The 16,743-nt window shown below is 30.8% G+C and carries 5 protein-coding genes; all 5 read left to right on the forward strand.

Annotated elements, in window-relative coordinates:
- Positions 1-9,405: 9,405 nt before the first annotated feature.
- Positions 9,406-11,196, forward strand: coding sequence for a hypothetical protein (locus ACOMC1_RS03320; protein ID WP_420331224.1), 1,791 nt, complete (start codon positions 9,406-9,408; stop codon positions 11,194-11,196).
- 92 nt (positions 11,197-11,288) lie between these two features.
- Positions 11,289-12,143, forward strand: a complete 855-nt coding sequence (gene fmt, locus ACOMC1_RS03325; protein WP_420331225.1) for a methionyl-tRNA formyltransferase — start codon at positions 11,289-11,291, stop codon at positions 12,141-12,143.
- Positions 12,144-12,230: 87 nt separating this feature from the next.
- Complete coding sequence (locus tag ACOMC1_RS03330; RefSeq protein WP_420331226.1) at positions 12,231-13,460, forward strand: hypothetical protein; 1,230 nt, start codon at positions 12,231-12,233, stop codon at positions 13,458-13,460.
- Between the two features lie 69 nt (positions 13,461-13,529).
- The gene (gene lepA / locus ACOMC1_RS03335) at positions 13,530-15,323 is read left to right on the forward strand and encodes a translation elongation factor 4 (RefSeq protein ID WP_420331227.1); all 1,794 of its coding nucleotides are present in this window, start codon (positions 13,530-13,532) and stop codon (positions 15,321-15,323) included.
- 50 nt (positions 15,324-15,373) lie between these two features.
- Entirely contained in the window at positions 15,374-16,711 is a 1,338-nt protein-coding gene (locus ACOMC1_RS03340) for an MFS transporter (protein ID WP_420331228.1), read from the forward strand.
- Positions 16,712-16,743: the final 32 nt, after the last annotated feature.

Genomic DNA, 16,743 nt, shown 5'->3' on the forward strand with positions numbered 1-16,743 from the left:
AGTACTAATAAATTGAACGGTTTAATAAGTGATCTAAATCTTAGGTTATCTATTGAAACGGTACGTCACAGACAAACCAATGAAGAATCTGCTATTCAGTTTTGAAAGAACTAGAAACAAATGACCTATAAAGGTCCTTTTTTTTCGCCTTTTAAGGGTGTTTAAGCCATAAATAGGTTTGTATATGATTATTATGTAAAAAGCTCTAAGAAAAGGTATTTATTGTGTAATAGCAGTAAAAAGGATTATCAGTATTATTGCAGTTTATTAATTGTAACTTCAACACGTAAAGTATAGAATGCAAAACGATCAACCCATTTTATTTATTAACTTAACATATCTAATTATGTATCTTGTATAGTTTTTTATTGGTTGGTTATTTTTTACTAATACAACTTCTAAGTGACTATTAAAAAAATGACCTATAGTAATAAAAAAAGATTACCACCTATAAAATAAGATAAAAGTTAAGAAAAAATAACTATTTCGCCCTAAAAGAGATATAATTTAATGTATTTTACAAATATTACTACTAAATAACTGTTTATAAAAAATGGTTTTAAAGCAATACTAAAAGTTTAAAAAATAGCGGTATTAGTTGGAAAATGAGATGTTTAAATATAAAAAAATAAAGTATTTTTTGATGAAAAAAGAACTTTTAAAAAATATGCTAGGAGAGAAAAATGAACAAGAAAATTAAAACAGGTACACTAGGATTAGTCGCATTATTGTCAGCTGCAACAATTGGTGTGGGGACTACAATCGCGTTGAAAGATTCTGGAGAGGGAAAAGGGGATTTACTTTCATCGAATGGTGCTAAAACAACACAATGGAATTTTGCTAAGATAGCAAGTCCTGGTTTTGATGCACTAAATGAAAAGAACTTAGAAGACTTAGAAAATCAAATTAATGGAGATATTAAGGATTTCTTCACTGTTGTAAATAATAAATATGAACACGTTAAAAATATTGAATTGGTTAAACTTTTAAACGGTGGGAAATCTGTTAAAGTAGAGGAAGTTAAGAAAGTTATAAGAGAGTTTTTCAAAGATTCGAAAAATTGAAGAATAGAAGCAAAAAATATTAAAACAACAGATTTAGAAGATCATAAAAAGGCTTTCGATAACGCTAAGAAAAAAGCAGAAGATGCAGCAACAGCTGCAAAAGATGCAACAAATGCAGCGAAAGATGCTGAAACAAAACTAACAGCAGCTAAAGCTAAAACAGCAGGACTTACAAAAACAGCAACAGATGCAGCAACAGCCGCAACTAATGCNGCAACAGCCGCAAAAGATGCTGAAGCAGAACTAGCAGCTGCTNAAGCTAAAACATCCGCACTTACAAAAACAGCAACAGATNCAGCAACAGCCGCAANTAATGCAGCAACAGCAGCAAAAGATGCTCAAACNAAATTATCAGCAGCAACAGCAAAAACACCCGCACTTACTAAAGCAGCAAAAGATGCCGCAACAGCCGCAACTAATGCAACAACAGCCGCAAAAGATGCTGAAGCAGAACTAGCAGCAGNNAAAGCNAAAACATCCGCACTTACAAAAACAGCAACAGATGCAGCAACAGCCGCAACTAATGCAGCAAANGCAGCAAAAGATGCTCAAACAAAATTATCATCAGCAACAGCAAAAACACCTGCACTTACTAAAGCAGCAAAAGATGCAGCAACAGCCGCAACTAATGCAGCAACAGCAGCAAAAGACGCTGCAGCAGAACTAGCGGCAGCCAAAGCTAAAACAGCAGGGCTTACAAAAACAGCAACAGATGCAGCAACAGCTGCAATTAATGCAACAAATGCAGCAAAAGACGCTGCAGCAGAACTAGCGGCAGCTAAAACTAAAACAGCCGCACTTACAAAAACAGCAAAAGATGCAGCAACAGCCGCAACTAATGCAGCAACAGCNGCAAAAGATGCTGAAGCAGAACTAGCGGCAGCCAAAGCTAAAACAGCAGGGCTTACAAAAACAACAACAGATGCAGCAACAGCTGCAATTAATGCAACAAATGCAGCAAAAGACGCTGCAGCAGAACTAACAGCTGCTCAAGCTAAAACAGCCGCATTAACAAAAACAGCAACAGATGCAGCAACAGCCGCAGCAAACGCAGCAACAGCAGCAAAAGATGCTGAAGCAGAACTAGCAGCTGCTNAAGCTAAAACATCCGCACTTACAAAAACAGCAACAGATGCNGCAACAGCCGCAACTAATGCAGCAACAGCAGCAAAAGATGCTGAAGCAGAACTAGCAGCAGCTAAAGCTAAAACATCTGCACTTACAAAAACAGTAACAGATGCAGCAACAGCCGCAACTAATGCAGCAAACGCAGCAAAAGATGCTGAAGCAGAACTAACAGCTGCTCAAGCTAAAACAGCCGCACTTACTAAAGCCTCAACAGCCACTAATAAAAAAGTAGATTCAATTAAAAAAGAAATTGAATCACTTAAAAATGATATTGATGTATTAACTAAAAAAACAAATTCATTAACAAACTCTATAAGTCAAGCTAAATCTGCTAAAAAAACAGCAGATGAGGAATTAAAGAAATTAAGAGATGTTTTATCTAATGAGTTAGCGAAAACAACTAAATTAAATAATGATTTAAAAGATGCTCAAACAAAAGAACAAAATATAATAAATTCTTTAAGTAAAACACAAAAAGACTTAGCAACAGCTAAAACAAAAACAGCTACACTTGAAAAAGCAATGTTAGATGCATCGAAAGCAGCGAAAGATGCTGAAACTGCCGCAAATAAAGCTTTAAAAGATTTAAATGATGAAAAAGCAAAAACATCCGCTTTAAATACGAAACTAACTAAAGCATCTAATGATGTGAAAGATATAGAAACAAAAGTTAACGATAAAGACAATGAGTTAAAAGTAGCTAAAGATGAACAAGCAAAGCTAAAACTAGACGAAGCACAAGCAACTAAAGCGAAAGATGATGCGCTAGCGAAAAGTAGGCTGGCAACCAATGATAAAAATAATGCTAACATAGCAAAAAATTCAAAGCAAGCAGCAGTTAAAGTTATTAAGGATAAATTAGCAGACGTTGTTAAAAATCTTGTACAAAAAAAGAATGAAATTAAAGCGATTGCTACAAAAACAGCTGGAGATGTTATGACTGATGCTGATCTTGTAAACATCAAAACAAAAATGAATGCAACACATCAAAAAGCAGTTGTGGCAATACAAAAGAATGACAAAAGAATAATGGAATCCGGTTCATGAGAAAGAGAATTAAAAGACAAATTAAGAGCTGAAAATGAAGAGTGAAGAAAGAAAGATGCAAAAATTATTCAAGAATTCAACAGAATTGCTAAAGAAGAAGCAAAAGGTAAAGTTCATTGAAGTTCATTCTTATTAGATATTAAAGACCCTAATGCTGCAAAAAATCTTGCTAAATTAAAAGATGAAGTGAAAACATTAGATCAAGAAAGACAAAAACTTAATTCTGAATTAAAAACAGTAAATGATGAATTAGCTGTTGCTGATAAAGAATTTACCAAATTAAGTAAGATATCTGATGATACGAGAAAAGATTACATGGAAAATGGTAAAAAAGCGAGACGAATCAAAAAAGCTATGAGAGCAAAGGCAACTTTAATCAAGTCCTTAGAGGATGATAAAACAACATTGGATACAAGTCTTACAAAAGCAAAATCTGCAGAACAAAAAGCACAAAAAGATTTTGATGATAACAAGAAATTAATTGCGGACTTAACAACCAAACAACAAAGTACTAAGAAAACATTTGAAGATTTAACAAGTAGTTCAAATGCTAGTCAAACAGCACTCAACAAAAACAAAGCAGCTATTGCTGCGGCTGAAAAAACAATAAAAGAATTAAACACTAAAAAAACTAATGCATCATCAACAACAAACCAAGCTCAATTAGCATTAACAAATAATAGTGACGCTATTAAAAAAGCTCAAAAAGATGTTGATGCAAAAACAATAGAAGTTGCACAAAGAGAAAGTGATGTAACAACTGCTGAAAAGAATAAAAAAACTAATGACGATTTAATCACTTCTAAAACAACTGAAAAGAATAAAAAAGAAACTGAGTTAATAAAAGCAACTTCTGCAAAAGATACTGCTGATAAAGCACTTGCTGCTAACGAAGCAGACATCAAAGCTAAACAAGCTACAAAAGATACTGCNGACAAAGCACTAANTGATGCAAACACTGCAAAAGNTACTGCTGACAAAGCACTTGCTGCTAACAAAGCAGATATCAAAGCTAAACAAGCTACAAAAGATACTGCTGATCAANCACTAACTGATGCAAACACTGCAAAAGATACTGCCGACAAAGCACTTGCTGCTAACAAAGCAGATGTCAAAGCTAAACAAACTACAAAAGATACTGCTGATCAAGCAAAAGTAAAAGCAACAGAAGCTGATACAAAAGCAAAAGTTGCTCTTAAAGATGCACAAACAATAATTGATTCCGATAATGTTGAAATTAAGAAAAAGAATATTAAAAATCTAAATAACGAATCAGTAACAACTGTTGATAAAGTAATTTCATCAAAAACATTTATTAAAGATGATGAAGTAAAAGTTAAAGAAGTTAAGGTTAAGCCAACTGTAAACTCAGATGAAACACTTAAGAAATTTAAAGAAAATTGAGAACAATTACTTTCTAAAAAATATAAACATCCAATTAAACTAAAAGATAAAAAAACAATAAAAGAAATTGCTGACGAAGCTAAAGCATTATTCAATAAAAAAATGGTTAAACAATCATTAGAAATGTCGCTTGAAAACTTATACTAATACCAAAACTCCTATATCTATAGGAGTTTTTTTATGCAAAATTAATATTAAGAATATGTTATTTTCTTTTAACAAATGCCAAAAAAGGTATAAATCAGCAAATAAGAAAAAAAGTCTAATAGCATAAAAAAATCACTTTTTGCCCTTAAAAATGTATGAATGTGAACAAAAAATAACAATAATTTTTAAAAAGGTATATAATTATCTAGATATTTGTAAAATACATTTTTTTATATCTTTAAAAAAGTTTAAAATAAAAACTTTTATTTGATAAAAAAAGCGTTTAAATATATTAAAAATCTACGATAGGAGAGAGATATGAATAAAAAACTTAAAAATGGATCATTAGGTACTATAGCATTATTATCAGCTGGTACTATAGGTGTGGGAGCGATACTAGCTACAAGAACTGCAGGAAATAATAACGACAATCTTTTAGCATCAAAAGAAGAAATGTCGAATATTGTAAAAAAATTAAAAATCCCAACAGAAGACGCATTAACTAATAAAAAAGTAATGGACTTAGAAAAAAGAATTAATGAAAGTGTTAAAGAGTATTTCATATTGGATAACAATAAATTTATTCCTGTTTCAATTGAGTTGAATAAAAATAAAAATGAAGTTGTTGGAATTGATGAAATCAAAGCTAAGGTTGATGAATTTTATAATAAATCAAAAGAATGAAGAACTCGTGCTGATATTTCTAAAGAAATGGAAGATCTTAGAAAAGCTGCAGAAACTGCTGCGACAGCTGCAACAGCTGCAAAAGATGCTGCTGATAAAGCCTCTTCTGATTTAAAAGCTGCAGAAACTGCTGCAACAGCTGCAAAAGATGCTGCTAATAAAGCTGCTACCGATCTTAAGAATGCAAAAGATGAAACCGCAAAATTAAAAGCTGCTAAAACAGCTGCAGAAACTGCTGCAACAGCTGCAAAAGATGCTGCTGATAAAGCTACTACCGATCTTAAGAATGCAAAAGATGAAACTGCAAAATTAAAAGCTGCTAAAACAGCTGCAGAAACTGCTGCAACAAATGCAAAAGATGCTGTTGATAAAGCGGCCGCTGCTCTTAAAGAAGCAAATGCTAAAACTGCAAAATTAATAGCTACTAAAAAAGCTGCAGAAACTGCTGCAACAGCTGCAAAAGATGTTGCTGATAAAGCTACTGCCGCGCTTAAAGATGCAAATGCTAAAACTGCAAAATTAATAACTGCAAAAACTGCTGCAGAAACAGCTGCAATAACTGCAAAAGATGCTGCCGACAAAGCTGCTACTGATTTAAAAAACGCTAAAAATGCATCAGCAAACTTAATAGCTAATAAAACAACTGCTGACAAAGCTGCAACGGATGCAAAAAATGTTGCTGATAAAGCTGCTGCTGATTTAAAAGATGCAAATGATCAAAAAGCAAAACTTAAAGCTGCTGCTGATCAAGCGGATGCAAAAGTTAAAACTATTGAAGGAAAAATTCAAAAATCTAATGAGGATATTACAAAAGCCAATGAAGATCTAACAAAATTAAAAAACGATTTAAAAAATGCAAAAGAATTATTGAAAGAAAAAGAAAATAAAAGTCAAGAATTAAATAAAAAGTTAACTGTTGCAGAAAACAACACAAAAAAAATAGAAGATGAAAAGAATTCGGCAGAAAGAGTTGTAAAAGGTTTTGAAAAAGATATCAAAAATAATGAAGATTTGGTCAAAACTGAAACAAACAAAACTAAAGATTTAGAAGCTGCATTAAAAACTGCAACAGAAAAAGCTGAAGCAGCTAAAAAGAAAGCTGAAAATGCTAGTGGGAATGCAAGTTCAGAACAATTCAAGACAAATGATTTATTCAAAAAAGTTGAAGATGCAAAAAAACTTGTTGCTGATTTAGAAAAAAAATATGCTGATATAATGAAAAAACTTAGCGATTTAATGGTTAAAGCAGGAACAAAATTAACTAACGAAAAGCTTGAAAATAATAATAAGATAAACGAACTCAAGAAAAAAGATGGAGAGTTAAGAGCTAAACGTAAGCAAATGCTTGATGAAAGAAAAGCTGAATTAAATCCAACTATTCTAAAAAAACAAATTAAAGCATTAAAACAAAGCATTGAAAAAAACGCGAAAGCATTCAATGATATGGTTACGAAATATGCGCGTAAACACACTAAAAAAACAGTGATGACTAAGCAAGATGCTAAAAATCAATTAGCTAATCTTCTAAAAATGGAAAAAGAACAAGAAACTCTAAAAGCTTTATATGAAACAAAACTTGCAAAAATAAATGCACTTATCAAAGAATTTGAAAATAAACAAAAAACCGACAAGAACAAACAAATATTAAAACAACTGACATGAGGGAAATCACACATGGGTGAAAACGTTGTTAAACATGCAAGTGAACTTCTTAAAGAAATTCGAACTGAACAAGTCAGAATGAATAAAATCATAAAAGGGCAACTAAAAAACCAAAAATGAAGTGCAAATAATAGATTAACTCTTATGGATAACACAAAAGATTTCGAAGAATTCCAAAGAATAAGAAGAGTTTTAGAAAAAGAACGTACTGAACAATTTAGAAAAATGCTTCTAAAAGCAGGGCTTGTAGATGAATGATCAGGTCAAAAAGAGCATAATAGACTTGGTGAAGAAATGGTAAAAATCAAAGCAGAACTTAAAAAGGCTGAAGAAAACGGGAAGAGAATTGAAAAAGAAATTAATGACACTTCAAAAGAAATAGATGAGACAAATGCACTTCGGGAAAAAATAAGTGATGAATTAGCAGCAGCTAGAAAAGCATTAGCTGCAGCTGAAAAAGCATTAAAAGATAATGAAGATACCATTGCAAAAGTTAAAGAAATTAGTAAAAAAGCAGCTGATGAATTAGGTAAAGCGATATCAGCAAAAGAAATAGCTGCAAAAAATCTTAAAGATAATAAAGAAAAAATTGATAAAGCAAATGACCTTTTAAAAACTGTCAAAAAAGTCATTGATTTATCTAGAAGAAGACTTGAATCAAAGAAAGCAGATTTAGAAAAAAACGCAAAAGAAATTAGTCAAACAAAACAGGCGATTACTGATAATGCAAAAGAAATTGAAAAAATAAAAGAAACAATAAAAGATCTAGAAAAACAAATTAAAGATAAAGAAGCTGAAATTAAAACTAAAAATACTGATTTAAAAAATCAAAATAATGAATTGGTAACTGCTAAAAAAGAACAAACAAAAGCTAATAAAGCAGTAACTGATAATGCAAATGATATCAAAACAAAAGAAGCTGCCAAAACAGCAGCTGATAATAAAGCAACTGCTGCAAATGTTGACAAAGCTGCTGCCGACAAAGCACTAACTAACAATGAAAACGATATTAAATCAAAAGAAGCTGACAAAACAGCTGCTGATAATAAATCAACNGCTGCAACAGCTGCAAAAGATGCTGCTGATAAAGCNGTAACTGATAATGCAAACGACATCAAAGCAAAAGAAACTGCTAAAACAGCAGCCGATAATAAATTAATAGCTGCAAATGCTGACAAAACAGCTGCCGACAAAGCAGTAACTGACAATGAAAACGACATCAAAGCAAAAGAAGCTGCCAAAACAGCTGCTGATAATAAATCAACTGCTGCAACAGCTGCAAAAGATGCTGCTAATAAAGCAGTAACTGATAATGCAAACGATATCAAAGCAAAAGAAGCTGACAAAACAGCTGCTGATAATAAATCAACTGCTGCAACAGCTGCAAAAGATGCTGCTGACAAAGCAGTAACTGATAACGCAAATGATATCAAAGCAAAAGAAGCTGAAAAAGTTTCAGTTGATCAAAAACTAACTGATGCAAACACTGCAAAAGATGCCGCTGAAAAAGCTGCAACAGCCGCAAAAACAGCCGATGAAAAAGCTGCAACGGCCGCGAAAAAAGCTAAAGAAGCTCATGATAAACGTAAAAACGATAACAATATTATTGAAGAAAACGGTAAAGTGTATAAATACACACCTATTGACCAAAGTAAGGTAAGTAAACTAGCTACACCTAAAGCAAATGCACACAAACAAGAAACAATAGATAAATTCAAAAAAGAATTATTAACAAAAGTATTTAAAAACAAAAACGTAGAAATAAAATCAAAAACTATAAAAGATATTCAAGAAGAAGTTAAAGCACTATTAGAATCAACAAATTCTTCTGCATTAAATACATCAGTTTCTGATTTATATTAAAAACACTCCTATTAGGATGTTTTTTTTATTTGAAAAAATGTTGTGAAAACTACACATTTTATAATGCTTGTATATACCAAAAAAAGTATAGTTTTATTCATTTACGCTATGTTATTTTTTCAATACATGCATATTTTTTTATAAAATAAGCATTCAAAATATAGTCTTATTGCTTGAAAAAATGGTGTTTTTAATTTAAAAAAACTAAAAAGTTAAAAAAAACTAACAAAGTTTCAATATAAAAGTATATAATTATTAAATATATTTTCAAATGACTTTTTGCGAAAGCTTAAAGATTTCACAATGAAACAGAAAATTCTGTCTAATGAGAATTTATTTGGGAGTGTATTTATATTAAAGAATAATAGGTTTCAATATAAAGATCTATTATCATTAAGGAGAAATTATGAACAAAAAAACAAAAGCTGGAACATTGGGAGCAATAACTCTTTTATCAATGGGTATTATCGGGGCTGGAACAGTCTTAGCTTTAAGAACAGTACAAAATGGAGAAAATAATGGTATTAGCGCAGCAGCAAGTGCTAGAACTTCTACACAAGGTATCGCTGGAATTGCAATGCCTGAAGAAGACGTTCTTAATCAAGAAGGACTAAAGAAAATGCAAATGGCTATTAATGCTGAATTAACAAAATTAAAAATTAATGAAAAAATTGATTTAACAACAAAATTTAGCGAAGCAAAAATTGAAATAAATAAAGTTGAAAAAGCTATTGACAATTTTATTAATGAAATCAATAAAGATATTCAAGAAAAAATCGTTGCTGCAAATAAAAAACTTGCAGATGCTGAATTAGCAAAAACAGCGGCTGAAAAAACTAAAACAGCTGCACAAACAAAACTTGATGCAGAAAAAGCTGCAACAGTAGATTTAAATAAAGAACTTGCAGATGCTAAATCAGCAGAAGCAACAGCAAAAGATAATTTAGACAAAACTACAAAAACATTAAACGATGAAACTGCCAAAACAGCAGATCTAAATAAAAAACTTGCAGCCGCTAAATTAGCAGAAGAAACAGCTGAAAAAGCTGCAACAGATGCACAAGCAAAACTTGATGCAGAAAAAGCTAAAACAGCAGATCTAAATAAAAAAGTAGAAGATTTAAAAGCTGCAAAAGCGAAAGTTGAAGCTGAACTTGCAAAATTAAACAGTAATAATGGTATTAAAGCTGCGAAAAAGAAAGTTAAAAAAGCTAAAGCTAAAGTAGATGCTGCAGAAAAGAAATTCGAAGCTGCTAAAAATGCAAAAATTTCACAAATTGATCTTGATAGTTTAGCGGATGCTAAAAAACATTATGAAAATTTCAAAAAAATGGTAGAAGAAGAAATTGACTTCAAAAAACATATGATCAAAACACCTGCATCATTAAAAGCGCTTGAAAGTCGTATGAAAAGGCATGAAACTGAAGCTCAATATTACAAATCAAAAATGGATGAATTAATCCAAAAAATAAATAAAGAGCTACCAAAAGAAACTCAAGCTAAAAAAGATGCTCAAAAAACACTTAATAAAGCTATAAAAAATAGAGATGCTATTATTTCAAAAAATAATGCAGCTAAAAAAGCGGCAAAAGCTAAATTAAATAAGATTATTGCTGATTTAAAAAATGCACAAGCAAAACTTGATGCTAACACTAAATCGGTTAACGACTTAACAGAAGCAAACAAAAAAGCTACAACTGCTCTTAACAATGCTAAATCAGCAACAACAAAAGCACAAACAAAGGTTGATGCTAATGCTAAATCAGTTAACGACTTAACAGAAGCAAACAAAAAAGCTGCAACTGCTCTTAACAATGCTAAATCAGCAACAACAAAAGCACAAACAAAGATTGATGCTAATGCTAAATCAGTTAACGACTTAACAAAAGCAAATGAAAAAGCTACAACTGCTCTTAACAATGCTAAATCAGCAACAACAAAAGCACAAGCTAACGTTGATGCACTTAAAAAAGCAAAAACTGATATTGAAGAAATTGCGAGAAACCCATTTAAAGTTAAAGCAAATGATTTTAGTGACGCTACAATCAAAAACTTTAAAGAAGCATGAGAAAAAATTCTTGGAGTTAAATTAAAATCAACAACAGTTAAAGAAATTGCTTCAGAAGCTCACAAACTGACAAGTAAAGTACAAACTTATTCAATTACTTTAAACACAGCAACAACAAATCTTTACTAATTAAATTACAATCCAATAAGGATTGTTTTTTTTATCTAAAAGTTAAATTTATTTATATAAGGATTTTTTAAAACACTTGTTATAATTTATCTATGAAAATATTATTAGCAGGAACACCAGAATTCTCAGTAAGAGCTTTCGAAGAAGTGATAAATCATTTTGAAGTCGTGGGAATCGTAACACAACCAGATAGACCAAAAGGAAGAGGACATAAAGTTATTGAAACACCAGTTAAGCAACTGGCAACTAGATATGGAATTAAAACATTTCAACCTGAAAAAATTTCAGAAATATATGATGAATTAAAAGAATTGGATTTCGACATTATGCTAACCTGTGCATATGGTCAATATATACCTCAAAAAATACTTGACTTACCTAAAATAGCAGCATTGAATATACACGGTTCTTTATTACCTAAATACAGAGGTGCTGCACCTATTCATTATTCTGTATTAAATGGTGATGCTGAAACAGGTATTACATTAATGTATATGGTTAAAGAAATGGATGCAGGAGATATGGTTTTCAAAGCGTCTACACCAATTGAAGAAAGTTATACAACAGGCTTAATGTTTGGTATTCTTTCAATGATTGCAGCAGATCATATTACTGAATGATTGAAAAGTATAGAAAAAGGATTATTTAAAAGACACCCTCAACCAAAAGAAGGAGTTACATTTTCTCCAAAAATAACAAAAGAGGAATGTGAAATAAATAGTGAAAAAACTATGTTTGAAGCTCAGAGGATGATCAAGGCTTTCAACCCTTTCCCTGGTGCATTTATCATGAGGGGTGATAAAAAAATCAAAATTTTAAATTACTCAAACAATAATGAAGGTATTGAATATAAAGTTAAAGATGGGATTATATATATAACTGAACTACAAGCTCCAGGTAAACGTGCTTTAAATTACAAAGAGTTTTTAAAGGGAAGTGAATTTTAAAAAGCGATTTCGCTTTTTTTAATTTCAAATTTGTATATATAAATATATGATATTATTTTAATATATTTCATATTAAAAAGGAGAACAATGCAAACACAAGTTAAAAAGGGGTCAAAAACGATAAAAAACAATAAAAAAATTATTTTTATTTTATCAATTGTTACAACAATTTTTGCATTAATTGCAACAATTTTATTTGGTTTTTCAAATTGAATTGATTATAGTAAACCAATAGTTAAAAGTTCGCATTTTGAAAAAAGCGATAAAATGCTTTTGATGATATTTATGGCAATGATAGCATTTATGATCACATTGATTCTTGCAACAACCACATGAATGATATCTTTAAAAGTTTTCCTTAAAAAAAGTAGAACAAAATTAAGTGTTTACGGAATAGGTTTATTTGCAATTGGGATATTTGCAATTTTGTTACCGATGCTTGTAATAAGTTCTTTTTTCGCAATTGGATTGGATTCGGAATGGTTACATACAGGTGTAGAAAACTATTACAAACGTTTTCAAGCAAGCGGGTATACAAATCCTGAAAAAAATATGACAAATCCATATGGGATAATAAATTCTATTTATGTATTTGGTGTTGTCATATCTAGTTTATTTGTATTTGGCGTTTTTGTATTTGCTTTATTGATGGGTGTTGACACATTCGGGAATACATCAATCAGTAATGAAATTAAAAAAGGTGGACTACTCAATCCGGAGATGAATGAATACAAAAAAGGTCTTCATAAAATATTTAGATTATCAAGTCTAAATATGTTCATTGGTATAGTTATATTATTTATAAGTGTACTTATGCCTATATGAATAATTATATTAGGTCGTTCGTTTGAATCAGTTTCACTAATTGCACCAATGATAGCGATGGTTGCTTTGTTAGTTTTCGAAATCTTTACCTTCTCTGTATTTTCAATAATTATAAGTGTCAAAATTCTTTTAGAAACATTAAAACTGGATACTGTAAATTCAGGGTATATACAAACGATTCATGGTCCTAATGTTTTTACATTTAAGATACTTGCGATCATAGGGATTATCGTACGCTTTGCGCATATAATTCTTCTTGTATTTATTCATAGAGAAATTGCAAATGAAAAAACTAGAGTTGTTGTTTCAGAAGCTAATAATGCTGATGCTGAAATAAATAAACAAGTAATAGAAAAACAAGAAACAAAAGAAACATCGAATGATGAATTAAAAATTAAATTACAAAAAATTAAAGCTCTTTTAGATGAAGAAATTATTTCTAAAAATGAATATGATGAAATTAGAAAAAGAATATTAGAAGAAGAAGTTTAAGAGAACCATATGGTTCTTTTTTATTTATTATTAGTTAAATATGGTTATTTAATTTATAATACTTACACTATGAATAAGAAAAATATAAGAAACTTTGCAATTATTGCACATATAGACCACGGAAAATCAACATTAGCAGATAGAATCCTAGAACAAACACATACAATCCAAAAGAGAGATTTAAATACTCAACACATGGATACAATGGACCTTGAACAAGAAAGAGGAATTACAATTAAGTTGAATGCGGCTCAAATAGAATATAAAGACCACATATTCCACTTAATAGATACTCCAGGGCATGTTGACTTCACTTATGAAGTTTCACGTTCTCTTGCGGCTTGTGAAGGTGCAATCTTATTAGTTGATGCAACACAAGGTATTGAAGCTCAAACTTTGGCTAATGTATATCTTGCTATGGATAACGATTTAGAAATAATTCCGGTTATAAATAAAGTTGATCTTCCTTCAGCCGACCCAGAGGGTGTTAAGAAACAAATTGAAGACGTTATTGGAATACCTGCTGATGAAGCAATTGAAATTTCAGCTAAAACAGGACATAATGTAGATAAAGTCTTAGAAGAAATAATTAAAGTAGTTCCAGCACCTAAAGATGCTGATGACTCAAAACCACTTAAAGCATTGGTATTCGATTCATATTTTGATCCATATCGTGGAGTTGTTCTGCTAGTTAGGATTTTCGAAGGAAAAATCAATAAAGGTGACCAATTTAAATTTATGACTTCAGGTAAAACATTTGATGTTACTGAATTAGGTATTAAAAACCCAGCTGAGGTTAAGAAAACTTCATTAGAAGCTGGAGAAGTTGGTTGAATAGCGGCTTCAATTAGAGATGCAAAAGATGTTGCTGTTGGTGACACAATTACTCTAACTGAAAACCCAACTGAATCTCCTTTACAAGGTTACAAAAAACTTAACCCTGTAGTTTTCACTGGTTTCTACCCAATTGACGGTAAAGATTACGAACAATTAAAAGAAGCTTTAGAAAAGATTTCACTTTCTGATTCATCTATAACATTTGAGCCAGAAACTTCTTTAGCACTTGGACACGGTTTCCGTGTTGGATTCCTTGGAATGTTACATATGGAAGTTCTACAAGAAAGATTAGAAAGAGAATTTAATGTTCCTTTAATCGCAACAGCTCCTTCTGTTGAATTCCATGTTTATAAAACAGATAAAGAAATGGAAGTTATTTCAAACCCAACAAAATTACCTGATCCTTCATTCATTGATTATATTGAAGAACCATTCATTAAAGCGACTATTGTAACACCTGAAGCTCACTTAGGTGGAATAATGGAATTATGTCAAAACAAACGTGGTGAATATTTAGATTTAGAATACATCGATGACACACGTAGAAGAGTTGTTTATAAATTACCTTTAGTAGAAATAATCTTTGATTTCTTCGATAAGTTAAAATCAATCTCAAAAGGATATGCAACATTTGATTATGATTTTGTTGGATACTCTAAATCAGACTTGATTAAAGTTGATATTCTTCTTAATGCAGACAGAGTTGATGCGTTCTCATTTATATGTCACAGAGACTTTGCTTACTATAGAGGTAGAGATTTAACTAAAAGACTTAAAGATGTTATTCCTAAACATAACTTTGAAATTCCAGTTCAAGCAGCAATTGGTGCAAAGGTTATTGCTAGGGAAACAATCAAAGCTTATAGGAAAGATGTTACTGCTAAATTATATGGTGGTGATAGAACACGTAGAGATAAACTTCTTAAGAAACAAAAAGCTGGTAAGAAGAGAGCTAAACAATTTGGTTCAGTTGAAGTTCCGCAAGAAGCGTTCTTACAAGTACTTAGAACTGATAACGATAAATAATATCTCAATTAATAGGTTAATAACCTATTTTTTTATATAATTATTTTTATATGACAACACTAATTATTTCTATAGTAACCTTTTCGATGATATTAGCAATCGTAATGGGATTACTTTTTAAAACAACTAACTTAAAGAGATACAACATTTTTATATATGTATCATTATTTTTCTTTTGAATTGCAATGCAAATTTTTAAACAAAATGCCGGATTTATTAAAGGAGACCTTTCAAAGCCATGAATTTGACCATTGATAATATCTCTTTATCAATTTACTCAAGTTGCCGTGCGTATCCCTTTTGGTATGCTTTCATCAAAATTCAAATCAAGAAAAATAGTTATTCAAATATCAGCAGTGGGATTTATTTTAACTGGTATCACTTTAATAGCTTCTAACTTCGCTTTATGATCAATCATTTTAACAATGATGGGTGCTGGTATGGTTGGTGCTACATTTGGATTAAACTCTCAATATTGATCAGAAAACTGAGATATTAAAAAAGTCTTTTGATCATCTGTTATTATGTTCACTGTTCCATTATTGACATCTTCATTAGCAAACATAATAAAACAAGCATCAAATATCAATAATGAATTAACACCTAATGGGATTTCACTTCAAGGAATTAGATGAATCATTTTAACTGCATTAATAATAGAAACAATCTACGTTGTTATTTATACATTGGTTAAAGAAAGAAAAGAAACTATTGGTTTAGACCTTGGAGCTCCTGAAGAAGTTATACATACTTCAAAAGGTTATTCAATGGTATGGAAGTTATCAATTACAGCTTCTCTAATAGCTTTTATGACAATGTTGGTAACAAATTCAGCAGTAATGCAAAACATGGGTGTAGGAAGCTCTAAAACAAGAGAAGAGTTGTTGGCTGCAATAATGATTCTTTCTATTTTAGGAGCGATCATAACAGGAACATATTTAGTAAAAGTGTTTTCAATACTAAAAATCAAAGGTATATCATTTATAACTATGATTGTTGCTGTACTAGTTGGGTTAGTATTAGCACTTACAAATACTCGTTCTGCAGTAGCATGAGGAATAACAACAGTTGTTATTTCAGTGAGTGCTGTTATATTCCAAGTAACATTATTTGGTTCAACATTACACCTTGACCATAAACATCCAGCTTTAGTTTTAGGTATATTCCTTTCAGTTAGATCGTTTGCTTTGGGTTCAGGTGAATTAATTAGTCGTGAGTTAATTGCGAATATCGACAATACAAAAATTGCATTATCAATTGTATTTGGTATCGCTACATTTGTGGGTGGTGTATCAATAATATTCCACATTATTAATAGAATAAAAATGAATACATATTACAGAACAATACAAAAATATGAATTCAATTTCCAAGAAAAGAAATATTAAATTAGTAGTAAATTAGTAGTTAGTAATAAAAT

The organism is Mycoplasma todarodis, assembly GCF_965212735.1.
Lineage (GTDB): Bacteria > Bacillota_I > Bacilli_A > Mycoplasmatales > Metamycoplasmataceae > Mycoplasma_K > Mycoplasma_K todarodis_A.